The organism is Blastococcus goldschmidtiae (assembly GCF_031845325.1).
GTDB lineage: Bacteria > Actinomycetota > Actinomycetes > Mycobacteriales > Geodermatophilaceae > Blastococcus > Blastococcus goldschmidtiae.
In genome coordinates this window covers 73,103-98,200 of the sequence record NZ_JAVREI010000007.1, presented here as the reverse complement: position 1 = coordinate 98,200, position 25,098 = coordinate 73,103, and the positions used below count along the sequence as shown (strand labels likewise).

The 25,098-nt window shown below is 75.1% G+C and carries 22 protein-coding genes; 14 read left to right on the top strand and 8 right to left on the bottom strand.

All coding sequences use genetic code 11. The features are described from left to right. Nucleotides 1-195 precede the first annotated feature (195 nt). Nucleotides 196-2,448: a helicase gene (locus tag RM425_RS11930; RefSeq protein WP_311345425.1), complete on the top strand. Its 2,253-nt coding sequence runs from the start codon at nt 196-198 to the stop codon at nt 2,446-2,448. On the opposite strand, the gene RM425_RS11925 is transcribed toward RM425_RS11930, so the two are convergent. From RM425_RS11925 to RM425_RS11915, 3 genes are read right to left on the bottom strand one after another with little or no spacing between them, the layout of a single operon-like run. Next, entirely contained in the window at nt 2,445-3,662 is a 1,218-nt protein-coding gene (locus RM425_RS11925) for a cytochrome P450 (RefSeq protein WP_311345424.1), read from the bottom strand. The two genes, RM425_RS11930 and RM425_RS11925, sit on opposite strands and share 4 nt — an antisense overlap. A gap of 49 nt (nt 3,663-3,711) precedes the next feature. Then, nucleotides 3,712-5,325 (bottom strand): SIR2 family NAD-dependent protein deacylase, encoded by a 1,614-nt coding sequence (locus RM425_RS11920; RefSeq protein ID WP_311345423.1) that lies wholly within the window; start codon nt 5,323-5,325, stop codon nt 3,712-3,714. 58 nt (nt 5,326-5,383) lie between these two features. Continuing rightward, nucleotides 5,384-6,028 carry a hypothetical protein gene (locus tag RM425_RS11915; protein WP_311345422.1) on the bottom strand — a complete coding sequence of 215 codons (645 nt, stop codon included), beginning with the start codon at nt 6,026-6,028 and terminating at the stop codon, nt 5,384-5,386. A gap of 102 nt (nt 6,029-6,130) precedes the next feature. On the opposite strand from RM425_RS11915, the gene RM425_RS11910 reads away from it, so the two are divergent. The 3 genes from RM425_RS11910 (at nt 6,131) to RM425_RS11900 (ending at nt 9,230) form a co-directional block, all read left to right on the top strand. Continuing rightward, a complete protein-coding gene (locus RM425_RS11910; protein ID WP_311345421.1) occupies nt 6,131-6,967 on the top strand; it encodes a DUF1206 domain-containing protein in 837 nt (278 codons plus the stop codon). A gap of 65 nt (nt 6,968-7,032) precedes the next feature. Beyond that, complete coding sequence (locus RM425_RS11905; protein ID WP_311345420.1) at nt 7,033-7,869, top strand: DUF1206 domain-containing protein; 837 nt, start codon at nt 7,033-7,035, stop codon at nt 7,867-7,869. Then, entirely contained in the window at nt 7,866-9,230 is a 1,365-nt protein-coding gene (locus tag RM425_RS11900) for a DUF2254 domain-containing protein (protein WP_311345419.1), read from the top strand. The genes RM425_RS11905 and RM425_RS11900 overlap by 4 nt, the downstream gene beginning before the upstream one ends. A 16-nt stretch (nt 9,231-9,246) precedes the next feature. Here RM425_RS11900 and fabG read toward each other — a convergent pair whose 3' ends face one another. The 3 genes from fabG to RM425_RS11885 form a co-directional block, all read right to left on the bottom strand. Then, on the bottom strand, nt 9,247-9,996 hold the full coding sequence (gene fabG, locus RM425_RS11895; protein ID WP_311345418.1) for a 3-oxoacyl-ACP reductase FabG: 750 nt from the start codon (nt 9,994-9,996) through the stop codon (nt 9,247-9,249). Nucleotides 9,997-10,084: 88 nt separating this feature from the next. Next, nucleotides 10,085-11,299, bottom strand: a complete 1,215-nt coding sequence (locus tag RM425_RS11890) for an acetyl-CoA C-acetyltransferase (RefSeq protein WP_311345417.1) — start codon at nt 11,297-11,299, stop codon at nt 10,085-10,087. Between the two features lie 211 nt (nt 11,300-11,510). After that, on the bottom strand, nt 11,511-11,888 hold the full coding sequence (locus tag RM425_RS11885; protein ID WP_311345416.1) for an STAS domain-containing protein: 378 nt from the start codon (nt 11,886-11,888) through the stop codon (nt 11,511-11,513). 191 nt (nt 11,889-12,079) lie between these two features. On the opposite strand from RM425_RS11885, the gene RM425_RS11880 reads away from it, so the two are divergent. Both RM425_RS11880 and RM425_RS11875 read left to right on the top strand, forming a co-directional pair. Then, on the top strand, nt 12,080-12,412 hold the full coding sequence (locus RM425_RS11880; protein ID WP_311345415.1) for a hypothetical protein: 333 nt from the start codon (nt 12,080-12,082) through the stop codon (nt 12,410-12,412). A 239-nt stretch (nt 12,413-12,651) separates the two neighbouring features. Next, nucleotides 12,652-13,020, top strand: coding sequence for a hypothetical protein (locus RM425_RS11875; protein WP_311345414.1), 369 nt, complete (start codon nt 12,652-12,654; stop codon nt 13,018-13,020). A gap of 96 nt (nt 13,021-13,116) precedes the next feature. On the opposite strand, the gene RM425_RS11870 is transcribed toward RM425_RS11875, so the two are convergent. Next, on the bottom strand, nt 13,117-16,101 hold the full coding sequence (locus RM425_RS11870; RefSeq protein ID WP_311345413.1) for a sacsin N-terminal ATP-binding-like domain-containing protein: 2,985 nt from the start codon (nt 16,099-16,101) through the stop codon (nt 13,117-13,119). A 139-nt stretch (nt 16,102-16,240) separates the two neighbouring features. Here RM425_RS11870 and RM425_RS11865 point away from each other — a divergent pair, with 139 nt between their 5' ends. Genes RM425_RS11865 through RM425_RS11855 form a run of 3 tightly spaced genes read left to right on the top strand, consistent with a single transcriptional unit; the run spans nt 16,241 to nt 19,871 of the window. Continuing rightward, complete coding sequence (locus tag RM425_RS11865) at nt 16,241-16,657, top strand: ATP-binding protein (RefSeq protein ID WP_311345412.1); 417 nt, start codon at nt 16,241-16,243, stop codon at nt 16,655-16,657. A gap of 44 nt (nt 16,658-16,701) precedes the next feature. Beyond that, on the top strand, nt 16,702-18,255 hold the full coding sequence (locus RM425_RS11860) for an aldehyde dehydrogenase family protein (protein ID WP_311345411.1): 1,554 nt from the start codon (nt 16,702-16,704) through the stop codon (nt 18,253-18,255). Beyond that, a complete protein-coding gene (locus tag RM425_RS11855; protein WP_311345410.1) occupies nt 18,252-19,871 on the top strand; it encodes a GMC family oxidoreductase in 1,620 nt (539 codons plus the stop codon). Before RM425_RS11860 ends, RM425_RS11855 begins: the two co-directional genes overlap by 4 nt. Before the next feature lie 106 nt (nt 19,872-19,977). Here RM425_RS11855 and RM425_RS11850 read toward each other — a convergent pair whose 3' ends face one another. Next, nucleotides 19,978-20,523: a maleylpyruvate isomerase family mycothiol-dependent enzyme gene (locus tag RM425_RS11850; RefSeq protein ID WP_311345409.1), complete on the bottom strand. Its 546-nt coding sequence runs from the start codon at nt 20,521-20,523 to the stop codon at nt 19,978-19,980. Between the two features lie 38 nt (nt 20,524-20,561). Here RM425_RS11850 and RM425_RS11845 point away from each other — a divergent pair, with 38 nt between their 5' ends. From RM425_RS11845 to RM425_RS11825, 5 genes are all read left to right on the top strand, one after another. Then, complete coding sequence (locus RM425_RS11845) at nt 20,562-21,392, top strand: helix-turn-helix transcriptional regulator (protein WP_311345408.1); 831 nt, start codon at nt 20,562-20,564, stop codon at nt 21,390-21,392. A gap of 355 nt (nt 21,393-21,747) precedes the next feature. After that, on the top strand, nt 21,748-23,361 hold the full coding sequence (locus RM425_RS11840; RefSeq protein ID WP_311345407.1) for a DEAD/DEAH box helicase: 1,614 nt from the start codon (nt 21,748-21,750) through the stop codon (nt 23,359-23,361). A gap of 140 nt (nt 23,362-23,501) precedes the next feature. Beyond that, nucleotides 23,502-24,026, top strand: a complete 525-nt coding sequence (locus tag RM425_RS11835) for a hypothetical protein (RefSeq protein ID WP_311345406.1) — start codon at nt 23,502-23,504, stop codon at nt 24,024-24,026. Nucleotides 24,027-24,165: 139 nt separating this feature from the next. Continuing rightward, on the top strand, nt 24,166-24,663 hold the full coding sequence (locus tag RM425_RS11830; RefSeq protein ID WP_311345405.1) for a cupredoxin domain-containing protein: 498 nt from the start codon (nt 24,166-24,168) through the stop codon (nt 24,661-24,663). Next, nucleotides 24,663-25,082, top strand: coding sequence for a hypothetical protein (locus tag RM425_RS11825; protein ID WP_311345404.1), 420 nt, complete (start codon nt 24,663-24,665; stop codon nt 25,080-25,082). Before RM425_RS11830 ends, RM425_RS11825 begins: the two co-directional genes overlap by 1 nt. Nucleotides 25,083-25,098 lie beyond the last annotated feature (16 nt).

Sequence of the window (25,098 nt, the reverse complement as noted above, 5' to 3'; positions counted from 1 at the left end):
TCCCGCCTCGTCAGCGCCCTCGAACCGCCGGGATCACGTGATCTGGACGCCGGGGTGGGCGCGCATAATGGGCGGCCGCCACGACCGGCGCTCCCGCACGGGAGGTAGTGCACGTCCGACCGAAAGCGGCACGACTTGTCGACAGCTCGAAGCGCGGACGCCCCCGACTCCGGGATCGCCGCGGAGCAGCCCTACGTGAGCGCGCTGTTCGACCGGCTCGACGAGGTGCGCGCGCGCAGTGTCGGCCGGCTCGCCGACGCGCTGGCCCTGGTGCCGCACAACCCCCAGGCCGTGGGCGAGCGCGAGGCCGCCGTCGAACTGCACAGCCGGCGCATCGTCGCCCTCGACGCCGCCGAGAGCGGTCTGGTCTTCGGCCGGCTCGACCGGCACGACACCGCGACGCCCCGCTACATCGGCCGCATCGGGCTCTTCGCCGACGGCGCCGACGAACCCCTCCTCGTCGACTGGCGGGCGCCGGCCGCGCAGCCCTTCTACACCGCGACGGCGCTGCACGACCAGGGCGTGCGGCGCCGCCGGCACATCCGCACCCGCGGCCGCACGGTGGTCAGCGTCGCCGACGAGACCCTGGACATCAGCGAGGCAGCAGCCGAGGGCGGCGCCGGCGAGCGCGGCGGGCTGGCCGGGGAGTCGGTCCTGCTCGCCGCGCTGAACGCCTCGCGCACCGGCCGGATGACCGACATCGTCCGCACCATCCAGGCCGAGCAGGACCGGATCATCCGCGCCGACGTCCGCGGCGTGCTGGTCGTGCAGGGCGGGCCGGGCACGGGCAAGACCGCCGTCGCGCTGCACCGGGCCGCCTACCTGCTCTACACCCACCGCGAGCGGCTGGCCCGCAGCGGTCTGCTCGTCGTCGGCCCCTCCCCCACCTTCCTCACCTACATCGCCGACGTGCTGCCCTCCCTCGGCGAGACCGGCGTCGTCCTCGCCGACATCGGCGGGCTTCGCCCGGGCCTGCAGGCGCACGCACCCGAGCCGCCGGAGGTGGCGGAGGTCAAGGGACGGCTGGCGATGGCCGACGTCGTCGCCGCGGCCGTGAAGCAGCGCCAGGCGGTGCTCGACCGCCCGGCCGAGATCGAGATCGACGGCATCCCACTTCGCTTCACCAAGGCCGACGCCGCCCGCGTCCGCAGCCGGGCGCGGTCGGCCTCGCGGGTGCACAACGAGGCCCGGCCGGCGGCCGGGCGCACCGTGATCGAGGTGCTGGCCCGCAAGTACGCCGACAAGCTCGGCGAGAACGTGCTCGGCGGGGCGAACCTGCTCGACGCGGGCGACGTCGCCGCGCTGCGCCGCGAGGTCTCCGCCGAGCCCGCGGTGCACGCGCTGATCGACCGGCTCTGGCCCCGGCTGACCGCCGAGCGGGTGCTCCGCGAGCTCTTCGCCTCCCGCCGCCAGCTCGACACGGTCGCGACCTCGCTGACCGAGGCGGAGCGGAACCTGCTGCACCGGGAGCCGTCGTCGCCGTGGACGCCGGCCGACGTCCCGCTGCTCGAGGAGGTCGACGAGCTGCTGGGCATCGACGAGTCCGCGCAGCGGCGAGCCGAGGAGCGCGACCGGCAGCGGCGGCTCCGGGACGCCCAGGAGACCCTCGACATGCTGCACGGCTCGCGTTCCACGGACGCCGAGACCGAGGAGGAGGCCGAGGAGCTGCTGGCCGGCGACCTGCTCGACGCCGAGGGGCTGGCCGACCGGCACGAGGAGAGCGACTACCGCAGCACCGCCGAGCGGGCGGCGGCCGACCGCACGTGGACCTACGGGCACATCATCGTCGACGAGGCGCAGGAGCTCTCGGCCATGGCCTGGCGGCTGCTGATGCGCCGCTGCCCCACCCGCTCGATGACCGTGGTGGGCGACGTCGCCCAGACCAGCACGCTCGCCGGCGCCACCAGCTGGTCCGACGTGCTCGCCCCGCACCTCGGCCTCACCTGGCAGCTGGCCGAGCTCACCGTCAACTACCGCACCCCGGCCGAGATCATGGCCGTGGCCACCGAGGTGCTCGCCGCGACCGGCGCCCCGGGCTCGGCCGCGACGTCGGTGCGCTCCACCGGCGTGCACCCGTGGGCGCAGCGGGTGGACGACGCCGGCCTGGCCGACGCCGTCGCCGAGACCGCGCTGGAGCTGGACAAGGAGGAGGGCACCCTCGGGGTGCTCGTGCCCCGGAGCCGGCTGGACGCGGTGAGCGCCGCGGTGGCCGCCCGCCTGTCCGCCGAGCCCGACGCCGCCGACGCGCCGGTCGTGCTGCCGCCCGAGGGCGCCAAGGGCTTGGAGTTCGACTCGGTGCTGGTGGTCGATCCGGCCGCGATCGTGGCCGAGGGGGTACGCGGCTGGAACGACCTCTACGTCGTCCTCACCCGCGCCACCCAGCGGCTCGGCGTCCTGCACCCCGGCGAGCTCCCCGCCGAGCTGTCCGGTCTGGAGCAGCGCTCCTAGCGGACGTCGAGGAGGACGCCGCTGTCCGGCCGCGCCGGGATGCGGTGCAGAGCGATCTCCAGGTCCTGCTCCGGCACCTCGTACTCCAGCCGGGCCAGCCGGACCGCGAGCGCGGACAGCAGGCCGACGGTGAGCTGCTCGCCCGGGCAGCGGTGGTTGGTGCGCGGGTCCCCGCCGCCCTGGGGGACGAGCTCGAAGGCGCCGATCTCCCGGTCCAGGAAGCGCTCGGGCCGGAAGTCGTACGGGTCCGGCCACAGGTCCGCGTCGTGGTTCTGCCCGTACAGGTCGAGCAGGACCATGGAGTTCCGCGGGATCCGCTCGCCGTCGTGCTCGGTCTCCTGCGGCGCCCGGCCGCCGATGAACGGGGCGAACGGGTAGAAGCGGCGCACCTCGTGCGCCCAGGCCGAAGCGTTCGCGGGGTCGCCGGCGGCCAGCCGCTCGCGGTGCTCTGGCCAGCGGATCAGGGCGTGCCCAGAGAATGCCATGAACCACGCGACCGCGGTGGTCGGCCGGATGATGTTGAGCAGCTCGACCGCCGCCACGTGGGGGTCCAGCCGTTCGCCGTCGGCGTCGGTGTGCCGGGCGACGACGTCGACCGCGCACCCCTCGGGCACCGCCACCGCTCCGCTGCGGACGTCGGTGACGAGCTGGGACAGCCAGGCCTCGCGGCGCCCGCGGGCCCGGCGCGCCCGCCAGTGCCGGGGGCCGCCGGTGGCGAAGCCGTCGACCATCGACACCAGGTCACGGGCGAGCGCCGGCACCTCGTCGTCGGCAACCGGCACCCCCGCCCAGCGGCAGACGGTGCCGGCGATGACCTGCGCGGACTCGTCGAACAGCACGATCCGACGGCCCGGCCAGCGGGCGGCGGCGTCGTCCCAGGCCGAGGTGGCCTGCTCCACCAGCGCGGCGATGCCGTCCTCGCGCATGAGCAGCGCGACGAACATCGCCTTGCGCACGCGGTGCATCTCGCCGTCCAGGGTGTGCACCGCCCCCTTGCCGAACAACGTGCCCTGCACCGGCTCCGGAATCGCGTGCGCCCGGTGGACGTGGTTCTCGTCGTAGAGGAAACGAGCGGCCTCGGGCCCCTCGATCGCCAGGACCTTGAGCCCACCCAGCCGGGTGGGCACGGTCCGCCGACCGGTCTGCCGTCGCTTGTCCGGCAGCCAGCCGTATCCCCGGGTCAGCAGCTTCAGGCTGTTCTCCAGTCGCGCCACCCTCGACCGTTGCCCCGTGGTGCCGCCGGGCAATCGCCGGTCGGTCCGGCTACTGCTCCGGGCCCGGGTCCGGATCCGGGTCCGGGCCCGAGTCCGGATCCGGATCATGGCCCCGGCCAGGCGGCTCTCCGGCCGGCGAGCTGCCGTGGCCCAGGCGGTGCAGCAGCGCGGCCACCTCCTGCCCGGCGCCGGGGACCCCGCCCTCGGGCACCAGCCCGGCCACCGACACCAGCGCGTCGGCCAGGGCGCGTTCCTCCCCGTCGAGCAGCCCGCGGTAGGCCGGGTCGAGCAGGTAGCCGGTGGGCGGCGTGGACAGGCAGCCGATCAGGTCCAGCAGCACCTCCAGGCGCCTCGCCGCCTCGGCGGACGGCACGTCGGCGCCGGCCATCGCCACCGTCTCCACGTCCTGCTCCCACAGCCGGGCACGGGCCACGTCCTCGCGCAGGGCCAGGACGGTGCCACTGCGGTGCGCGCGGCCCGATCGCTGCACCTGCAGGGCGCTGCGCACCTCGTGCGCGATGCGGATGAGGTCGTCGTCCAGCATCGAGGTGCCGACGAACAGGACGTGCCGGGTCAGCAGGAGCGAGTGCAGCACCCCGGCCAGCGCGGCCCGGGAGTCCCCGAAGCGGAGGTACTCCTCCCGGGTCAGCACGACGCTCTCGGGGTGGGCGGCGTCCCCGTGCAGCTTGAGCAGCCACGGGGCCCCGGGCCGGGCCTGCTCGAACGGCAGCACCCGCAGGCCGCGGCCCACGTCGTTCGCGGCCTGCTCGACCAGCGGGTCGTAGTTGGTGGTCACGAACTCCTGCACCGGGAGGCCGGCGACGAGCGCGTGCGCCAGCGCGTACGGGCCCGGCCCGAAGCGCTCCGAGACGAAGGACGCCAGCGCCTCGCTGCCCAGCTCGCGGGCCAGCAGCGCCGCGGCGTCCTGCGCCGGCAGTCGGACGAGACCGGCGCGCAGCTCCCCGTCCAGCCCGGAGCGGTCGGCCAGCTCACCGACCAGCTGCTCCCACGTGGGCAGCCCCGCCGCCGCGCTGACGCCGGCGCCGAGGAAGACCGCCAGCTGGCCGCACCGTGCCCGGTCACCCAACTGCTCGGCCAGCCGGTGCAGGGAGGCGGGCAGGTCCCACCCGCCGTCCCCCGCGCGGCGCACCCGCTGGGCGGCCGCCAGGTCGCTGGGCCGCTTGAGCACGAGGGCGACGTCGAAGCCGTGCTCCCGCGCCGCCTCGTGCAGCACCGGCAGCAGCTCCTGCAGCAGTGCCCCCCGCCGGCCGGCCGCACCGCCCCAGCCGGTACCGAGCGCGGGCAGGCCGACCAGCCGCCGCGCCCGGCCGTGCGCGGGGTGGTCCACCTCCCGGCGGGCGACGGCGGCCAGCGCCTCGCGCGCGCCGTCGAGCAGCCAGGGCAGGCCCCGGCCCTCGTCGTCGACCGTGTCGACGAGCCAGGCGCGCCGGGGACCGCCGCCGGGCACCTCGAGCACGCGCTCGTCGGCGTCCCAGGACAGCCTGACGCAGGCGCCCTCGTCACCGGACTCGGTGATCAGCTCGCCGGGCACCAGCGGGCACCAGCCCGGCGAGATGCGCAGGCTGCGGCCGGTGGGCACCAGGACGTCGTCGCAGGAGAGCCGGGTCAGGTCGGCGCCCACCACGAAGACGTGTCCGCTCATGCACCGCCTCTACCCCGGTGGGGACGGTGCGGACACCGGTCGCCCGGCGCCCGGATGATCAGGAGCCGCAGCCCCCGGCGCCGCAGGCGCAGCCACCGCAGCCGCCGCCGGTTGCCGGAGGAGACGGCCGGGCCGCGACCGCACGCAGGTTGACGGCGCTGACCAGCACCGGCACGGCCAGCACCGCCAGCATCAGGGCGCCGACCACGGTCGCGGCGTCGGCGGCCCGGCCCCAGTCCCGGGCGAACCCGGTGACGGCCAGGAGGCCGGTGACGAGCACCCCCCAGACGAGCAGCGCCTGCCCGCCGCGGCGGGCGACGCCGCTGCGGGACAGCAGCGCCAGCGCACCGGCGAGCAGGACGACCGGGACGCCGACCAGCAGCACCCGGGCGGCCGCCTCGCCGGGGACCAGGGCGACGACCAGAGCGAGCAGCCCGAGGACCGCGGCGACCGAGCCGAGGGTGCGCGCACGGCCGCTCAGCTCACCGGCGAGCCGTGGCGCGCTCCGGAGCAGCGCCCCGCCGCGGACCGCGAGGAAGAGCCCCAGCGCACCGAGCAGGAGCCGCGCTCCGCCGTCGGACCACACGATCGACGCCCCGGCGACGGCGATCATCGCCACGCCCAGCGCGAGCCACTGCGGCCACGCCCGTCGGGCGACCTCGCGGGTCGGCTGTGCGGTGAGGACGTCTCCAGCGATTGCCACGGACCCAGTGTCCCTCACGGTCGGGGGACGACGGCAGGCACCGGACGGGCAGTCGTGCCACTGTGAGGCGTTGATCATCCGCCGACGACAGGAAAGGCGGACATGAGCGTGCACGGTTCGGCTGAGAACGCGGCGAGGGCCGCTGACAACGACGGCCTCGAGAAGCTGGCCCGGGTCGGGCTGGTGGCCTACGGCGTGGTCCACCTGGTGCTGGCCTGGCTGGCCGTGCAGCTGGCCTGGGGGAAGGCCAGCGACTCGGCCAACCAGACCGGTGCGCTGCAGACCCTCGCGGAGTCCCCGCTCGGCAAGCCGCTGCTGTGGGTGGTCGCGATCGGGCTGATCGCCCTGGCGGTGTGGCAGGCGCTGGAGATCTTCCGCTGGCGCTCGGGCTGGTCTGCGTCGGGCAAGGCGCGCACCCAGGCCCTCGAGCGGTCGGGCAAGGCGGTCGCCAAGGCGATCATCTACGGCGCGCTGGCGGTGCTGGCGTTCCGCGTCGTCACCAGCAGCGGCTCGTCCGGATCCTCGAGCACGCAGGGCACGGTGAACGGCGTCTTCGGCTGGCCGGCCGGGCGCTGGCTGGTGGGCCTCGCCGGGCTGGTGGTGGTCGGGGTCGGCGTCTACCACGTCTACAAGGGGGTGTCGAAGCGCTTCCTCAAGGAGATCGACCTGAGCGAGGCCCCGCACTCGGCGGTCCGGCTGGTCACCCGGCTCGGGCAGGTCGGCTACCCCGCGAAGGGCATCGCCCTGGGTGTCGTCGGCGGGATGCTGGTGTGGGCGGCGGTCACCTTCGACCCGGCCAAGGCAGCTGGTCTCGACGGCGCGCTGCGGCTCATCGTCCAGGCGCCCTTCGGCCAGATCCTGCTGACCCTGGTCGGGCTCGGCATCGCCGCCTTCGGGGCCTACCTGTTCGTCCGCGCCCGCTACCCCGAGCGGACCTAGTGGCCCCGCTTCAGGGTCCCGCCGCGAGCTCGCGAGTGGTGGGAGGAAGCGGGGTCCTTCATCGGGTGCACTCCGCCATCGAGCAGGCCCGCGGGGTCACCGACCACCCCGTGCTCACCCACCTGGCCCGGGTCGGCCTCATCGCCTACGGCGCCGTGCACCTGCTCATCGCGTTCCTGGCCGCCCGCATGGCGCTGGGACTGCAGGGCGCCGACGCCGACCAGACCGGTGCGCTGCAGACCGTGGGCGCCGGTCCGGGCGGACGCGTCCTGCTGTGGGCGATCGGCCTGGGCCTGCTCTGTCTCGGTCTGTGGCAGGCCGGCGAGGTCCTGCTCTGGTGGCGCGGGCTGCTCCACCCGGCGCACCGCCGGCGCACCGCGCTGGTCTGTGCCAAGTGCCTGGCCAAGGGCGGGGTCTACGCGTTCCTCGGCACGACGGCGCTGCTGTTCGCCCTGGGGCTGGAGTACGAGGCCGACGAGCGGCTGCCCGCGCTCACCGACGACGCGCTGCGGATCCCCGGGGGGACGGCGGCGGTCTGCCTGGTCGCCGCCGGGGTCGTCGCGGTCGGCCTGTACACGCTGGTCCGCGGCTTCACCGGCGGCTTCATGCGGGACGTCGACCTGCCCGCCGCGCCCGACCGCTGGGAGCCGGTCATCGAGGGCATCGGCCGGATCGGCTACGTCGCCAAGGGCATCGCGTTCGGGCTGGTCGGCGTCCTGCTGTGGCGGGCGGCGACCTCCGCCGACGTCACCGACGCCACGGGGCTCGACGGCGCCCTGACCGCGATCGCCCGGGTGCACGCCGGACCGTGGCTGCTGGCCGGCATCGCGCTCGGGTTCGCCGCGTTCGGCATCTACGCCCTGGCCCGTGCCCGCTATCCCGACCGCGACCCGTCGTCGTGAGCCGGCACTCGAACCCGCGCGGCGGCTGGTTCAGCAGCGTCCGTCGCATCGTCGGAGGGGCGCTCTGGCCGCTGCCGACGCTGGCCGTCCTGGCCGCCGTCGGGCTGGCCTTCCTGCTGCCGGAGGTGGACACGTGGCTCCAGCAGGGTGAGGACAACGAGCCGCTGGCCTACGTGTTCGGCGGGGGGCCGTCGGCGGCACGCACCGTGCTGTCGGCGATCGCGTCGTCGCTGATCTCGGTCACGACGCTGCTCTTCTCGCTGACGATCGTCACCCTGCAGCTGGCCAGCAGCCAGTACTCCCCGCGGCTGCTGCAGACCTTCGTGCGCGACCGCGTGGTCCAGGTCTGCCTGGGCGTCCTGCTCGGCACGTTCGTCTTCGCGCTGGTCGTGCTGCGCACGGTGCGCTCGGCCGACGAGGCCGGTGTGGGGGCGTTCGTCCCGCGGCTGTCGGTGACCGTGGCCCTGGTCCTGGCCCTGGCCTCGGTGGGCGCGCTGGTCGCCTTCCTCAGCCACCAGAGCCGCCAGCTCCGGGTCGAGACGATGCTCCGGGACGTCCACGTGGAGGGCGCCGCGACGCTGCGCCGGCTCGCCGGGGACCAGGCCGACGACGACATGCCCGACGTCGACCTGCCGCCGGTCCCCGCCCACGCCCGGCCCCTGCTCGCCCGGCACAGCGGGTTCCTCGTGCAGGTCGTGGAGGGCCCGCTGCTGGCCGCGGCGACCGAGGCGGGTGCGGTGCTGCGGCTGATCCCCCGCCCGGGCGAGTCGGTGCTCGCCGGCATCCCGGTGGCCTGGACCTGGAGCGTCGGGACGAGCTCGGAGCCGCCGATCGAGGAGCTCGAGGTGGCCGTCGACGAGCAGCTGGTCCTCAGCTACGAGCGGGCGTACTCCGGCGACCCCAGCTACGGGCTCCGCAAGCTGGTCGACATCGCCGCGCGGGCCCTCTCCCCCGGCATCAACGACCCGACGACCGCCGTCCACGCGCTCTCGCACGTCTCCGACATGCTCGGCCTGGCGGCGTGCCGGACCACGTGGCACCGCAGGCTCGCCGACGAGAACGGCACGCAGCGGCTGCTGGTGCCGTCCTGGGACTACCCCGCCCTGCTGTCGCTGGCCCTCACCCAGCCGCGGTCCTACGGCGGGACCGATCCGGCCGTGGCCGAGCGGGTGTTCGGCGTGCTCACCGAAACGGCGTGGCACGTCCGGTCACCGGTGCAGCAGGAAGCCGTCCGCCGGGAGCGGGACCACCTCGTCGCCCAGTACGACGACGAGCTGCCCGTCGGCTGGACGGCCGAGGACGTACGGCGACGGGCCGAGGCCGTCGACTCCGCTCTCGCGGGCGACTGGCCCCGGCCCTGACGCCTGGTCCGCGGACTCAGGTCCGCGGGCCGCCGGCGGCGTAGATGACCTGGCCGGAGACGAAGCCGGCGCCCTCGCTCACGAAGAACGAGACGGTGTGTGCGATGTCCTCGGGCTGCCCGGCCCGGGCGACCGGGATCGCCGCGGCGCGCTTGGCCACGTAGGGCTCCCACTCCTCACCGATCCGCTCGGCGGTCGCCTTGGTCATGTCGGTGACGATGAACCCGGGGGCGATGGCGTTGGCCGTGACGCCGAACTTGCCCAGTTCGATGGCGAGGGTCTTGGTGAAGCCCTGCAGCCCCGCCTTGGCGGTGGCGTAGTTCGCCTGGCCGCGGTTGCCGAGCGCGGAGACGCTCGACAGGTTGACGATCCGGCCCCACTTGGCCTCGATCATGTGCTTCTGGGCGGCCCGGGTCATGAGGAACGAGCCACGCAGGTGCACGTGCATCACGACGTCCCAGTCGGCGTCGCTCATCTTGAACAGCAGGTTGTCGCGGGTGACGCCGGCGTTGTTGACCAGCACCACCGGCGGGCCGAGCTCCGTGGCGATCCGCTCGACGGCGGCCTCCACCTGCTCGGCGTCCCCGACGTCGGCGGCCACGGCCAGGCCCCGTCCGCCGGCGGACTCGATCGCGGCGACCGTGTCGGCGCAGTCCTCGGCCTTGAGGTCCAGGACGGCGACGGCGAAGCCGTCCTGTGCCAGCCGCAGTGCGGTGGCCGCCCCGATGCCTCGTGCGGCACCGGTGACGATCGCGACCTTGCTCATTCCGTGCTCCTCTTCGTCGAGCGGTTCGCGGCCTCGCTGCAGGGACCCGCCGCGAGCCTGCGAGTGGTGGGGGGCTGGGGGTCCTTGGTCAGGCGATGCGCTCGAACACCGCGGCCAGGCCCTGCCCGCCGCCGATGCACATCGTCTCCAGGCCGTAGCGCGCCTCGCGGCGGTCCATCTCGCGCAGCAAGGTGGCCAGGATCCGCCCGCCGGTCGCGCCCACGGGGTGACCCAGGGAGATGCCGGAACCGTTGACGTTGGTCCGCTCCCAGTCCGCGTCGGTGAACTTCCACTCGCGGGCGACGGCGAGCACCTGGCTGGCGAAGGCCTCGTTGAGCTCGATCAGGTCGATCTCGGCCAGCTCGAGACCGGCGATCGCGAGCGCCTTGGCCGTCGCCGGGACCGGGCCGATGCCCATGGTCCGCGGCGGGACGCCGGCGACGCTCCAGGAGACCAGCCGGGCCAGCGGCCGCAGCCCGAGCTCGGCGGCCTTCTCGGGCGTGGTCACGATGCAGACCGCGGCGCCGTCGTTCTGCCCGCTGGCGTTGCCGGCGGTGACCGTGGCCTCGGCGTCGTCCCGGCCCATGATCGGGCGGAGCCGGGCGAGGGTCTCGATGTTCGAGTCGGGCCGGATGTGCTCGTCGCGGTCGACGACGGTCTCGCTCTTCCGGCCCTTGACGGTGACCGGCACGATCTCGTCGGCGAAGCGGCCGGCCTCGGTGGCGGCAGCTGCGCGCTGGTGGCTGCGGACGGCGTACTCGTCCTGCTCCTCGCGCCCGATCTCGTACTCGCGCCGGAGGTTCTCCGCGGTCTCCAGCATGCCGCCGGGCACCGGGTGGTTGGTGCCGCCGGCGGTGACCCGGCCGCGCACCAGGCCGTCCTCGAGCAGGACGCCGGTACCGGCCTTGACCCCCCAGCGCATGGCGGTCGAGTAGAACGGCGCGTTGCTCATCGACTCGGCACCACCGGCCAGGACGAGGTCGGAGGCGCCCGACTGCACCTGCATCGCGGCGTTGACGACGGCCTGCAGCCCGGAGCCGCAGCGGCGGTCGATCTGCAGGCCGGAGGCGGTGACGGGCAGGCCGGCGTTCAGCGCGGCCACGCGGCCGATCGCCGGCGCGTCCATGGTCGGGTAGCAGTGGCCCAGCAGGACGTCCTCGACGGACTCGGGCGGGATGCCGGTGCGCTCGATCAGCGCCCGGATGACCGTCGCGGCGAGCTCCTGCACCGGCACGTCGCGCAGCGAGCCGCCGAAGCCTCCGACCGGGGTTCGCAAGGGCTCGCAGATGACCGCATCTCGCACGGGTGTCCTCCTGGGTAGGTCCGCGTCCGCGGCCCCTGGAGCGGCCGGCGCACGTCGTAGGAAGTGTGCCCGGCGGCACAGCAGGGCGTGCACGCACCCTCCCACGGCGGGTGCGCGGCGGCTCGTCGGCCGCGGCGGGGCTACGGGCAGGTGGCCGGGCTACCGGCAGGCAGCCCGGCGTGCAGAGGTCGGGCGACGCTCTGAACGACGGTCAGGCGACGCTCTGGTCGACCGACGTGGACTCGACGTGCTCGGCGCCGAGGAGCTGCCACAGCCCGGTGATCTGCAGCGGCCGCACGACGGCGCGGGAGGAGGCCAGCACGCGCATCGTGACCCGCTTCTCGCCGGCCCGGCGGTGCGCCGCGGCCAGGACGCACAGTCCGGCGGAGTCGAGGAAGGTGACGCCGCAGAGGTCGACGACCAGCTCGTCGAGGGACTCCTCGAACACCCCGGCGAGGTGGCTCTCCAGCACGGGTGCGGACGAGGAGTCGACCTCACCGGCGGTGATGACCCGCACGGTCCGGCCCTGGGCGACGACGTCGACACGGACGAGATCGGTGACCGGCGGTTCGGCGAAGGATGCGGCCACGGGTGCGCCTCTCGGGCGGGTGGAACCGGAACCCGCTACGTCGGACGGACGTACCCCATTCAGGGGCGCGCAACGGATCCGCAGCACGGGGAACGGCTGACTGGTTGAACCGCTGGGCCCACCGTACGGACACCGCACGACACTGACAAGGCCCCGGCCCGGTCCCCGCCGGCGGCGCGGATACTGGGCCGGTGACGACGAAGCCCCGACGCGGACGCCTGCTCGGCGCAGTCCTCGGCGCCGTCCTCGTTCTCGCCCTGACGGCCACGGCGTTCGTGCTCCTCGACGTGATCGTCGCCACCGCCGTGGCCGTCGTGCTCGTCACCGCGCTGGGCATCGCCCTCGCGGCCAGCGGGTGGGACGAGCACTCCACCTACGAGGAGCGGGAGCAGGCACGAGCCCTCCGTCGCCAGCAGAAGTGGGACCGGAACGAGGCGGCCCGGCGGCGGGACCGGCAGAAGTGGGAGGCCCACCAGGCCCGGCAGGCCGCTCGCGGGGCCGGCAGCACGGACGAGGGCCGGTAATTCGCTCGACGGCCCCCCGGCCGCCTTCGTAGGTTTCCGGCCATGCGGCACTCCGTGCGCCTGCGCACCTCCTGAGATCCGGGCATCCGCGCCCTCTCCGAGCCCTCGCGCTCCTCGCCGGTCCCGGCTCCGCCCGGCCGGCCGGCCGCGGTGATCCGTCACCGCCGCCTTCCGCACCCTCCCTCCGCCGGGCCCTGTGCTGCCCGGGGACATCCGAACCGCCTCACCTGGAGGTACCCGTGTCACGTCCTGGCCCCCTGTCCACCGGCCCCGCGGCCGACGTCCGCGCCGGCCTGCCCGAGTCCGACACCGCAGCCTTCGACCGTCTGGCCTCCGCCGTGCTGGCGTCGGCGTCGGCCCCCCTGGGGCCGCTGCTGCGCGCCCAGCTGCCCGGCACCGCCGGGGTGCAGTGGCTGCGGCACGAGGGCCTGCCGCCGACCACCCGGCCGACGGCGCTCACCGCCGCGCAGTGGCGCTCGCTGTTCGACTGCTGGACCCGCACGTCGCGGGCACCCGGTCCGGGCGCTCCGCGTTCGGGGCGCGGGGGCCGCCCCTCGACGCACGGCCACGCGCCCGGGGCCACCGCGATCCCCCGGTGGGGCCAGTAGCGGTCCGGGTCCCCCGCCGAGTGCGACGAACTGGTGGCGATCAGCGTCTGATGGCCACCAGTTCGTCGCACTCGACCGCTCCGGCGCCCGGAGGCGTCAGCCGATCGCGTCCTCGGCCGCCAGGTCGAGGGCGCGAGCGGGGTGGGCGAACACCTCCGCCAGCGCCTGGCGCAGCTCCCACCGCCCTGCCCGCCAGGCCAGCGCCCGGCCCAGCGCTGCGGGGCTGCCGTCGACCAGGTCCGGCTCCCCCGGCCACCACGGCACCGGCCGGTCGCCGACGGCGAGCCGCGCGTCCACCGCGACCTCGCCGGGCAGCTCGTCCAGCCCCAGCCGGGCCGCCGCCAGGTCGGCCCCGGGCAGCTCCGCCCAGCGCCGGGCGGGGCCCGGGGACCCGGCGACGGTCCCGGTGATCACCTCCGACGCCAGCGGGAGGTCCAGCAGATCGGCCACCGGCCCCGGGAGCCCCCCGGCGGGGACGACGTCGGTTCGCACCAGTGGCTGCAGCCAGGGCGCGTCGAGGACGACGGCATCCGCGGACACCCGGTCGGGCGCCACCCGCACCCGGGCCGGCGGTGCCACGTCGACGCCGTCGAGCGCGCGGGCCAGCTGGGCGTAAACCGTCCGCAGCACGCTCCACCGCACCGTGCGCCTGCGGTCGCCGAGCCGGTGCAGGAGCTCGACGGCGCCGTCGACGTCGGCCAGCACGTCCGCGAGCGTGGCCGGGAGGCAGAGCAGCTCGAGCAGCTCCGGAGGGACGTGCACCGGTTCGTACAGTCCCTGTAACGGGCCTGGTCCCGGCCGGCGTACGCGGTCGGGCCGCTGTCCGTCGAGGACCGGGTGGGTGGACAGCCACCAGCGCAGGTAGCCCGGCACCGCCGTCCCGCCCAGCTGCACGTCGTCCCACGCCGGCGCGGGCAGCCGGGCGAGCAGCCCGAGTGCGGCCGGCCAGTCGGCCACCAGCTCCAGGTCGCGGACGGCGGTCACGGCCGGCCACTCCGGCGGCGGCGCATCCGCCGGCAGCCGGTCGAGGACGGCGTCGATCCAGTCGTCGACGCCGTCGACGTCGAGCCCACCGGGGTCCTCGGCGGCCACGAGCGCGAACGTGTCGAGGACGCCGGTCCGCCGCAGCGCTCCGGCGTCGACCGTCGCGGCGAAGGCCGGGTCCAGGACGCCCAGCGCGCCCGGCTCCAGCACGCCGGCCAGCGGCGCGCCCGGGAGCACCAGCTCGCCCGCGGGCGCCCAGCCGCCGTCGGCATCGGGCAGGGCGAGCTCGGCCAGCCAGGCCGCCCCGTCGGCCGCCGGTCCGGCCGCGGCGACCAGGGCGAGGACGGCGGCGGCCAGCTCGTCGGGGTCCGCCCCTCCCGGGACGGCGTCGTCGACCGCGTCCAGCGACTGCTCGACGACCGCCCGCACGGCCGGGTCGGCCAGCACCGCCGCCGGGGTGGCCGGCCGCGCGCCCAGCCGTTCCAGCAGCCGCCGTGCGGCCGGGTCCGCGACGGCGGCGGGGTCGGCCAGCCGCAGCCCGAGCGGGCCGAGCCGGGCGGCGGGCAGGTCCTCCTCGGGCAGCAGCACGCCCGCCGGCCCGTGCGCGGTCCGGCCGTCGGCCAGCGACACCGGCAGCGCACCGAGTTCCTCGCGGTCGGCGCCGTCCAGCGCGGCGTAGAGCCGGGCCCACCAGGCCGGCGGCCGGTCGACCCCGCGCACCGCCTCGACCGCCTCGGCGATCCCGATCCGCCGCACGCCCAGCGCGGCCAGCGCCGGACCGTCGGTGCGCCGCGACCAGCCGGCCGGGAGGAGCCCGGGCAGCACACCGGTCAGCGCGGCGACCAGCTCGTCGCCGGCGTCGACGAGCACCACCGCCCGCGCCGGCGCTCCCCGCCGGGCCTCCCCCGCCCCGGGCAGCCACGCGGTGTCCCGCAGCCGGTCGAGCACCGCGGCGCACACGGCGGCGTCCAGCTCCGCCCCGGCCAGCCGGGGGCGGGGCACGAGCGCGAGCACCGCGGGGTCGGCCGGCAGCCCGGCCAGGAACTCCGCGTACGTGCCGGCCGCGGCGGACACCAGCGCGTCGGTGACCGGGCCGGGGAGCACGTGCCGCCGGTCGGGGCCGAGCGGGAAGGGAGCGATCAGCCGCACCGGCAGGCTCAACGGCTCGTCACTCGGCGTGGGTGCGTGCACCGCCTGACGTCCCGGCAGCGGCCGCGGGACGCCGTCGTCGTCGACCGGCACCGCCCAGGTGACGGTCCAGCCCGATCGGCTCCGCTCCTCCACCGGCGCGGCGGCGAGCAGCTCCGCGGACAGCGTCCCCGCGCGGGTCGCGACGGCCCACCGGGTGACGACGTCGCCGTCGGCGAGCCGGATCAGCGGCGGAGCGCCGTCCCGGGTCAGCACCCGGCGGCTCCCGTCGACGACGACCTCGATCGTGGCCAGCGCCGGCAGGCCCAGCAGCAGCTCGGCGTCCAGAGCCGACAGCGCCGCGGCGACGTCGTCGCGCAGGCCCGGGCGCAACGGCAGCAGCACCTCAGTGGCGAAGCCCTCGGCGGGGGCGCCGTCGGCGGGCTCGGGGAGGCGGAGCACCGGGACGGCGCCGTCGCGGGCGGCCAGCTCGGCGGCCAGGTCCGGCACCGCCGCGACGGCGGCCCGGGTGCGCGCGGCGCTGAACCGCACGCCACCGGTCGTCGAGAGGACGGCCGGCTCGTCGGTCACCGTCAGCACCGCGGCGAACCCGACGCCGAACCGGCCCACGCCGCCCGGCTCGTCCCGCTTGGCCGAGGCGCGCAGCGTGGCCAGACCCTCCACGCCCGCGGCGTCCAGGGGCGCTCCGGTGTTCGCCGCCCTCAGCACCGGGTTCCCGGCACCGGAGAGCTCCAGCCGCAGCCGGCCCGGCTCACCCGACCGCCGTGCCGCGTCCGCCGCGTTCTGCGCCAGCTCCACCAGCAGCCGGTCGCGGTAGCCCCCGCGGACCAGATCCTCCTCGGCGTTGGCGTCCTCGCGGAAGCGTGCGGGCGAGTCGGTCCACGCGGTGAGCACCCGACGGCCCAACTCGCCGGTGCCGAACGGGTCGGCAACGAGCGGGCTCCCCACAGGTTGTGACCCTAGAGTCCGGGTCACCCCCTCCGGGTGACTCGTGGGTTGGCGCCTCCGGGGATCGGGCACGGGGTCCCCGACGGGCGACGTCCGGTCGCGGCAGGCGCGGAAGGCGGTGACGGTGAGGCTCTGGGAGATGGCGCGCCTTCCGTCCGGTTTCGCCGAGCTGTGGTGCCAGGAGCTGACCTCCCTGTCGCAGCTGGCGAAGTTGCGGTCCCGGCTGCGGGCGACCATGACCGGCAGCGCCACCGTCGAGCGCCCCACCGAGGAGCACTGGTCCGAGCGGCTCGTCCTCATCGCCGACGAACTCGCCTCGAACGCCCTCCGGCACGGCGGCGGTCCGGTGGCCGCCGCGCTCAGCCGGGCCGGCGACGAGTGGCTGGTCGCGGTGAGCGATTCCGCGCCCGGCGTCCCGCCGACCCCCGCGCAGGGCCGCGACCCGGGCAAGGGCGGCTTCGGCCTCTACCTCGTGGCCGACCTCTCGGTACGGCACGGCTGGACCACCGTCGGGCGGGGTCAGAAGACTGCGTGGGCCGTCGTCGCGGCCGACTGACCGCTCCCCTGCTGCCCAGGTGACCCGTCGGTAACCTGCGACCCATGTCGCTCGCCGAAGAGATGGGCACGGTCACCGGCGCATCCGCCGGGAGCGTCGACCGGCACGCCACCTCCCGCACGTTCGAGTCCACGGCGCCCGCCACCGGCGCGGTCGTCGGCGTCTTCCCCGTCCACGACGACGACGCCGTCGGCGAGACGGTGACGAAGGCCGTCGTCGCGGCCGAGCTCTGGGCCGGCCTCGGGTTCGACGGGCGGCGTCAGCGGCTGAACGCCTACCGCGGCTACCTGGCCCGCCGGCTGCACGAGCTGGCCGACCTCGTGCACCGGGAGAACGGCAAGCCCCACGGCGACGCGATCCTGGAGATCAGCCTGGCCATCGACCACCTGGCCTGGGCCGCCGGGCACGCCCGCAAGGCGCTGGGCTCCCGGCGGGTGCGCTCGGGCATGCTCGCGGCCAACCACGCCGCCTACCTCGAGTACCAGCCGCTGGGCGTCGTCGGCGTCATCGGCCCGTGGAACTACCCGGTGTTCACGCCGATGGGCTCGATCGCCTACGCGCTGGCCGCCGGCAACGCCGTCGTCTTCAAGCCCTCCGAGTACACCCCGGCCGTCGGCGCCTGGCTGGCCGCCGCCTGGCGAGCCGCCGTCCCCGACGCCGCGGACGCCTTCCAGGTGGTCACCGGCAACGGCTCTACCGGAGCCGCGCTGTGCCGCGCGGGCGTCGGCAAGATCGCCTTCACCGGCTCCGCCCCCACCGGCCGGAAGGTGATGGCCACCTGCGCCGAGGCGCTCACCCCGGTGCTCCTGGAGCTCGGCGGCAAGGACGCGATGATCGTCGACGACGACGCCGACGTGGTCGCCGCGGCCGACGCCGCCGTGTGGGGCGCGATGAGCAACGGCGGGCAGACCTGCATCGGGGTGGAGCGGGTGTACGCCACCGACGCGGTCTACGACCGGTTCGTCGCCGAGGTGACCGCCCAGGTGCGCTCGCTGCGGCCGGGCCCGGACGACGAGGCCACCTACGGCCCCATGACCATGCCCTCGCAGATCGACGTCGTGCGCCGCCACGTCCAGGACGCAGCCTCCGCCGGTGCGCGGGTGATCACCGGCGGCACCGACGCCGACGCCTTCCCCGGCGAGGGCTACGTGGCGCCCACCGTGCTGCTCGACGTCCCGGAGGAGTCCGCCGCCATCCGCGAGGAGACCTTCGGGCCGACGCTGACCATCACCCGGGTGCGCGACGCCGAGGAGGCCCTCGCCCGGGCCAACGACACCAGCTACGGCCTGGCCGGCTCGGTCTTCTCCGGCTCCAAGGCGAAGGCGATGGACCTCGCCCGGCGGATGCGCAGCGGCATGACGTCGATCAACTCGGTGCTCACCTTCGCCTCGGTGCCGGCCCTGCCCTTCGGCGGGGTGGGCGACTCCGGCTTCGGCCGCATCCACGGCGAGGACGGGCTCAAGGAGTTCACCCGCGCCAAGGCGATCACCCGCCAGCGGTTCGCCCTGCCGACCAACCCCATGAGCTTCCGCCGGCCGGCGAACACCGCCGACCAGCTGGCCCGCGTGATCGGCATGCTGCACGGACGGCACCGGTGAGTGCTCCGGTGGTGAACGAGTACGACGTCGTCGTCGTCGGGGCCGGTTCGGCCGGGGCCGCGCTGGCGGGCCGGCTGAGCGAGGACCCGTCGCTGCGCGTGCTGCTGCTCGAGGCCGGCGGGTCGGACAAGGTGCTCGAGGTGCAGATCCCCGCCGCCCTCTACAAGGTGTGGCGCACCCGGCGGGACTGGAACTACACGACCGAGGAGCAGCCCGGTCTCGACGGCCGGAAGCTGTTCTGGCCGCGGGGCAAGGTGCTCGGCGGGTCGTCGTCGATCAACGCGATGATCTACATCCGCGGGGCGCGGGCCGACTACGACGAGTGGGCGTCGCTGACCGGTGACGACTCCTGGTCCTACGAGTCCGTGCTGCCGCTGTTCCGGCGCATGGAGGACAACGCCCGCGGCGCCGACCAGTGGCACGGGGTGGGCGGGCCGCTGCGGGTCGAGAATCTGCGCTCGCCGCACGCGTGGACCAAGGCCGTGGTCGAGTCCGCCGTCGCCGCCGGGTATCCGCGCAACGACGACTTCAACGGCGCCGCGCAGGAGGGCGTCGGGCAGTACCAGGTCACCCAGAAGCGGGGACGGCGCTGGTCGTCCGCCGACGCCTACCTGCACCCGGTGATGGGCCGGCCCAACCTGACCGTGCTCACCGGCGCCCTGACCACCCGGGTGCTGGTCGACGGCGGCCGCGCGACCGGGGTCGAGTACCGCTGGAACGGCTCGCTGCACACCGCCCGGGCCGACGCCGAGGTGGTGCTCTCCGGCGGCGCGGTCAACTCCCCGCAGCTGCTGATGCTGTCGGGCATCGGCCCGGCCGACCACCTGCGCGAGGTCGGTGTCGACGTCGTGCACGACCTGCCCGGTGTGGGCGCCGGCCTGCAGGACCACCCGCTGGTGCCGGTGGTCTGGAACGTGCGCTCGGGCGAGTCGCTGTTCCGGGCGGAGTCGCCGTCGGGCTACGCGAAGTGGTTCGGTGCGCGCCGCGGGCCGCTGACGTCCAACCTGGCCGAGGCGGGGCTGTTCACCCGCTCCACCCCGCAGCTGGCCGAGCCAGACCTGCAGATGCACTTCCTGCCGGTGAAGTTCTGGAAGCAGGCCGAGGTCGACCCCGACGTCGACGCCTTCACCGCCGCGGTCGTGCTGGTGGACGTGCAGTCGCGGGGATCGGTGCGGCTGCGCTCGGCCGACCCGACGTGGGCGCCGTCGATCGATGCCGGCTACCTGACCGATGAGCGCGACCTGGATGCCCTGGTGTGCGGCGTCGAGAAGGCCCGCGAGATCGCCTCGGTCGGTCCGCTGGCGTCCGTGCTGGCCGACGAGTGGTCGCCCGGTCGGGCCATCTCCGGGCGCGACGCGCTGCGGGCAAAGGTGCGCGAGACGCTGGAGTCGCTGTACCACCCGGTGTCGTCCTGCCGGATGGGCACCGACGACCTGGCCGTCGTGGACCCGCAGCTGGGGGTCCACGGCATCGCGGGCCTGCGGGTGGTCGACGCCTCGGTCATGCCGACGCTGGTCCGCGGCAACACCAACGCGCCGACGATCATGATCGCCGAGCGGGCCGCCGACCTGATCCGCGGCCGCACCGTCGCCCCGGAGCTTGCCGCACGTCGCTGATCCCGCGATCGGTCACGACGAGGGTGGTTTGCCGACGATGCGGGCGCGATCGCGCCCGCATCGTCCGCACTGCACCCGCATCGTCGCCCAGCGGCGAGGTCTTCCTTCAGGCGCGGCGACCCAGGTGGGCGAGCAGGCGGGTGGCGCGGTCGGCGTCGTGCGGCGGCTCGATGCCGTCCCGGCAGATGCCCTCCATGTACAGCGCCGGCCCGAAGGCGTCGATGCCGCGCTCGATGCGGTCGAGCTCGGCGTCGGTGAGCGTGCCGTCCAGCCCGGCGGTCCGGGCGACGTCCCAGCGGTGCACGACCATGTCCCAGACGTAGAACTGCTCGAACGTCGCACCCACCGTGCTCGGCCCGAAGAACCCTTCGTAGGGCGTCGCGACGACGTCGTCGGTGAGCGCCTCCCGCACGCGCTTCGCGTGGTCCCGCCAGGCCGCGGCGGGGTCGGCCGCCACGTCGGGTGCAGCGCCGAGCTCGAGACCGCGCTGGCCAAGGAAGTCCCGCTGGGTCTCCACCAGGTGCCCCACCACGTCGGCGGCCGACCAGGCCTCGCACGGGGACGGCTCGCTCCACGCACCTGCGGGCAGCGCGTCGAGGACGGCGGTCAGCGGGCCGTTGGCGGTCTCGTAGGACGTCGCGGTCTCGTTCATGGCACTGACACTGCCTCACTGCGGCAGGCTGGGTCTTGATGAAACCCGACAGCGACCGGCTCGACGCCATCGGCCGGGCCCACCTCCGGGACCCGCGCGACGCCTCCCACCGCATGCACCGCTACGAGGCGGCGAGAGAGTTCACCGGCCTCCTGCAGTGGTTCTGGATCCCGGTGTGGTCGGTGCCGCCCGGGCAGGAGGCGCCGCAGAAGGTGCTCCAGTACCCGAACTCGCTGATCGTCGTCGCGCAGGACTACGCACGCTTCTACGGCGTCGTGTCCGGGCTGTCCACGACGACGCTGTCCGGCGACGGCTGGGCGGTCGGGGTCGCCTGCGCCCCGTCGGCCGGGTTCCTGCTCACCGGTGCCCCGATGGCGGCGTACACCGACCGCGCCGTCGACGTCGGGGAGGTGCTGGGCGACGCCGGGCGCATCCTCACCGACCGCGTCCGGACGGCGATGGCGGACGACCCGGCCGACCCCACCGCCCACGCCGGGGCGGTCGCCGCGTTCGGCGACGCGCTGCGCCCCTACCTCCCGGTGGACGACGAGGGTGAGCTGGTCAACCGGCTGGTGCGGTTCGTGGAGTCCCGCAGCGACGTCACCCGCGTGGCCCAGGTGTGCGAGGAGTTCGGGCTCGCCGAGCGGGCCCTGCAGCGGCTGGTGCACCGGCGCATCGGGCTGACCCCGAAGTGGCTGATCCAGCGCCGCCGGCTGCAGGAGGCGGCCGAGCGGCTGCGCACCTCCGGCACGTCGCTGGCCGAGGTGGCCACCGCCCTCGGCTACGCCGACCAGCCGCACTTCTCCCGCGACTTCTCCGCCGTCACCGGCATGACGCCCCGCGAGTTCGCGTCCCTGCACGCCCGCTGAGACCCCGCCTCTCCGCGGACGACCGGCCCGCCTTTCCGCGGAGAATCAGCCTGCTTTTCCGCGGAGAAGCAGGGATCCGGTGCCGGGCGCCCGGTTCCGCACTCACCCGATGTGACGTGTCACTCCCCGCGCCTGGGACCAGATCACCGGCGCGTCTGGTTGAGTACGTACGTACCGGCGCCGCCCTCGCTCACCCTGAGCGGCAGGAATCGACGTCGGGCTGAGGCTGCGCCACCTTGGTGCGCCCGGCTGACCGACGTCTCGCCGATGATGCGAGCCCGCCCTGCCCTGTGCAGTCGTGCCGGTGCTCGCGTTCGCGAGGTGGAGTGCAGCCACCGAACGTCGAAGGACTCCCTTGACCTCCAGCATCAGCAACTCCCCCGCCTCCCCCACCGGCGACTCCCCCACCGCCCCGAGCACCCGTCGCCGTCGTGGCGGCCGCGGTCGTGGCACCCGCCCGGCCGGCGAGCAGGGACAGCAGAACCAGCAGCAGGACCGCCCGGCACCCGCCGCGCCGGCTCCCGTCGTCGTCCCCGTCGGGGCCGACGCCACCGTGCTGCCGACCGACACCACTTTCGAGGCCCTGGGCGTCCCCGCCCCCCTCGTCGAGGTGCTCACCGGCAGCGGCATCACCGCGCCGTTCCCGATCCAGGTGGCGACGCTCCCCGACAGCCTCGGCGGGCGCGACGTGCTCGGCCGCGGCCGCACCGGCTCGGGCAAGACCCTCGCCTTCTCCATCCCGCTGGTCGCCCGCCTGGCGGCCTCGGACAGCAAGCGGCTGCCCAAGCGCCCGCGCTCGCTGATCCTCGTCCCGACCCGCGAGCTGGCCAACCAGGTCGCCGCCGTCGTCGACCCGATGGCCCGCGCGCTGGGCATGCGCACCACCACGATCTTCGGTGGCGTCGGCCAGAACCCGCAGGTCCAGGCGCTGTCCCAAGGTGTCGACGTCGTCATCGCCTGCCCCGGCCGGCTCGAGGACCTCATCCAGCAGGGCCACTGCGACCTCGGCGCGATCGAGGTCACCATCCTCGACGAGGCCGACCACATGGCCGACCTCGGCTTCCTGCCCGGCGTCAAGCGGATCATGGACCGCACCCCGAAGGTCGGCCAGCGGATGCTCTTCTCCGCCACGCTGGACAACGGCGTCGACATCCTGGTCAAGCGCTACCTGAGCAACCCCGTGACCCACTCGGTCGACCCGGCCGTCGCCCCGGTGAGCACGATGACCCACCACGTCTTCCACGTGCAGACCGCGGACAAGGGCGAGGTCGTGCGCCAGCTCGCGGCGGGCCTGGGCCGCAGCGTGCTGTTCACCCGCACCAAGCACCAGGCCAAGAAGCTGGCCAAGCAGCTCACCGCGCAGGGCATCCCCGCCGTCGACCTGCACGGCAACCTGAGCCAGAACGCCCGCGAGCGCAACCTCGAGGCGTTCAGCAACGGCTCGACCCGGGTGCTGTGCGCGACCGACATCGCCGCCCGCGGCATCCACGTCGACGACGTCGCCCTGGTCGTGCACGTCGACCCGCCGACCGAGCACAAGGCCTACCTGCACCGCTCGGGCCGCACCGCCCGCGCGGGCGCCGGTGGCACCGTCGTCACCATCACCACCCCCGACATGGTCGGCGAGGTGCGCACCCTCACCCGCCAGGCCGGCATCAACCCGCTGGTCAGCCAGGTCAAGCCCGGTGCGCCGCTGCTCGAGGAGCTCGCCGGCCCGCCGGCGCCGTACGTCGAGCCGGCTCCCGTGGTCGAGCAGCAGCCGCAGGGCTCCGGTGGCGGACGTCGTGGCCGCGGCGGGTCGGGCACCGGGGCCTCGAAGGCCAAGCCGGCTGCCTCCGGCGGTCGGGGCGGATCCGGCGGTGGCGGTCGCCCGTCGGGCCCGGCGCGCACCCGGGCCGAGCTGGCCGCCCGCGCCGGATCGTCGTCGGCCGCCTCCTTCAGCTCGCGCTCGCGTCGCGGCGCTCGCTGACCCTCGCTCCTCCTCCCCCACCGCCGGGCGTCCTCCCTCACCGCACACCGTGAGGGAGGACGCGCTGGGATCAGGTCACCTGATCCCAGCGGGCGGTGGGCGGTGGGATTGACCGCACGGGCGCTGGGCACTGGCCCCCCATGCTGAAGCTGCCCATCACCCTCTCCGAGATCGCCCCCCGCATCAGTGCCGGGGCGTTCATCCTCAACAGCGGGCTCGGCAAGCGCGCCGCCGACGAGGAGGCCGCGGCCGGCATGCACGGCTTCGCCGCCGGCACCTACCCCTTCCTGCAGAAGGTGTCGCCGCAACAGTTCGTGCAGGGCCTGTCCGCGGCCGAGATCGCCGTCGGCGCGGCGCTGCTCACCCCGTTCGTGCCCACCTTCACCGCCGGCGTCGCGCTGACCGCCTTCTCCGGGGGCCTGCTCGGGCTCTACCTGAAGACGCCGGGCATGCGGAAGCCGAACAGCCTGGCCCCCACCGAGCAGGGGCTGTCGCTGGCCAAGGACAGCTGGCTGGTCGGCATCGGCATCGGGCTGATGACCCGCGGGCTGACCGAGCGCCGTCCCCGGGTGACGGTCAAGAAGGCCACCAAGCGGGCGAACAAGCAGGCCAAGCTGGCCGCCAAGGACGCCCGGCGCGAGGCGAGGGCCGCCGCCCGCGGCTGAGCCCGGTCCGGAGGCATCCGGATCGCGCGCGGGAACGAACGCTGGAGGACCGGCCCGCACGGTGCTGCACGATGCAGCACCGGCACCCCGCACGTCGCTGCCCCCCGGGTGGCGCCGCCGCCCTCCAGGAGGACGTCCCGTGACCAAGTCGCACCGCATCGCACCCCTGTCCCGTCGCGCCGTACCCCTCGCGCTGGCCGGCCTGCTGGCCCTGACCGCCTGCGGTGGGTCCGAGGAGGACGCCGGCACCGCGGCTCCCTCGCCGGAGACGAGCTCGTCGGCGCCCTCGACCGCCGGCGGCTCCCCGTCCGCACCGGCGGAGGCCGAGACGGAGACGGAGGTGGAGGCGGAGACCGGGACCACCAGCGCCACCGCCTCGCTGGTCGACTTCGACATCGAGCTCTCCGAGACCGAGCTGGCCGCCGGCGAGTACGAGATCGAGGTCACCAACGACGGCGGCGCCAGCCACGACCTGGTCGTCGAGCGGGACGGCGAGGACGTCGCCGCCACCGAGGTCCTCAGCCCCGGCGGGTCCGAGACCCTCGCGGTCACGCTGGAGCCGGGCGAGTACGTCTTCTACTGCTCCGTCGGCACCCACCGGTCGATGGGCATGGAGATCACGGTGACGGTCAGCTGATGAGCGCCGCCATGGATCGGCCGCAGCAGCAGTCCCGCGCCACGACCACGGTCCTCCGCGTGGGCGGGGCCGCCCTGCTGGTCGTCGTCGCGGTGATCCACGGCTACCTGTGGCGGCAGGGCTACCGGGACATCGACGTCATCGGGCCGGCGTTCCTGCTCCAGACGGTGCTGGGCGTGCTCGGCGCCGCCGCCGTCCTGCTGGCCCCGCGCCGGCTGCTGCCCTGGGCCGCCGCGGCAGGCGCCGCCTTCGCCCTGGGCAGCCTCGCCGCGCTCCTGCTGTCCACGACCGTCGGGCTCTTCGGCTTCACGGAGTCCACCGCGGCCATGTACTGGTGGGAGTCGTTCTGGGTGGAGATCGCGGCCGCCGTCGTCCTCACCGCACTCGCCGCCCTGGCGTGGCGCGGACGAACCCACTGACCGGAGTGGGAGGGCT

Coding starts and splice junctions, on each gene's coding strand:
- RM425_RS11865 (WP_311345412.1), top strand. CDS start 16,241: ATGGCGCGCCTTCCGTCCGGTTTCGCCGAGCTGTGGTGCCAGGAGCTG.
- RM425_RS11910 (WP_311345421.1), top strand. CDS start 6,131: ATGAGCGTGCACGGTTCGGCTGAGAACGCGGCGAGGGCCGCTGACAAC.
- RM425_RS11850 (WP_311345409.1), bottom strand. CDS start 20,523: ATGAACGAGACCGCGACGTCCTACGAGACCGCCAACGGCCCGCTGACC.
- RM425_RS11920 (WP_311345423.1), bottom strand. CDS start 5,325: ATGAGCGGACACGTCTTCGTGGTGGGCGCCGACCTGACCCGGCTCTCC.
- fabG (WP_311345418.1), bottom strand. CDS start 9,996: ATGAGCAAGGTCGCGATCGTCACCGGTGCCGCACGAGGCATCGGGGCG.
- RM425_RS11860 (WP_311345411.1), top strand. CDS start 16,702: ATGTCGCTCGCCGAAGAGATGGGCACGGTCACCGGCGCATCCGCCGGG.
- RM425_RS11845 (WP_311345408.1), top strand. CDS start 20,562: ATGAAACCCGACAGCGACCGGCTCGACGCCATCGGCCGGGCCCACCTC.
- RM425_RS11835 (WP_311345406.1), top strand. CDS start 23,502: ATGCTGAAGCTGCCCATCACCCTCTCCGAGATCGCCCCCCGCATCAGT.
- RM425_RS11825 (WP_311345404.1), top strand. CDS start 24,663: ATGAGCGCCGCCATGGATCGGCCGCAGCAGCAGTCCCGCGCCACGACC.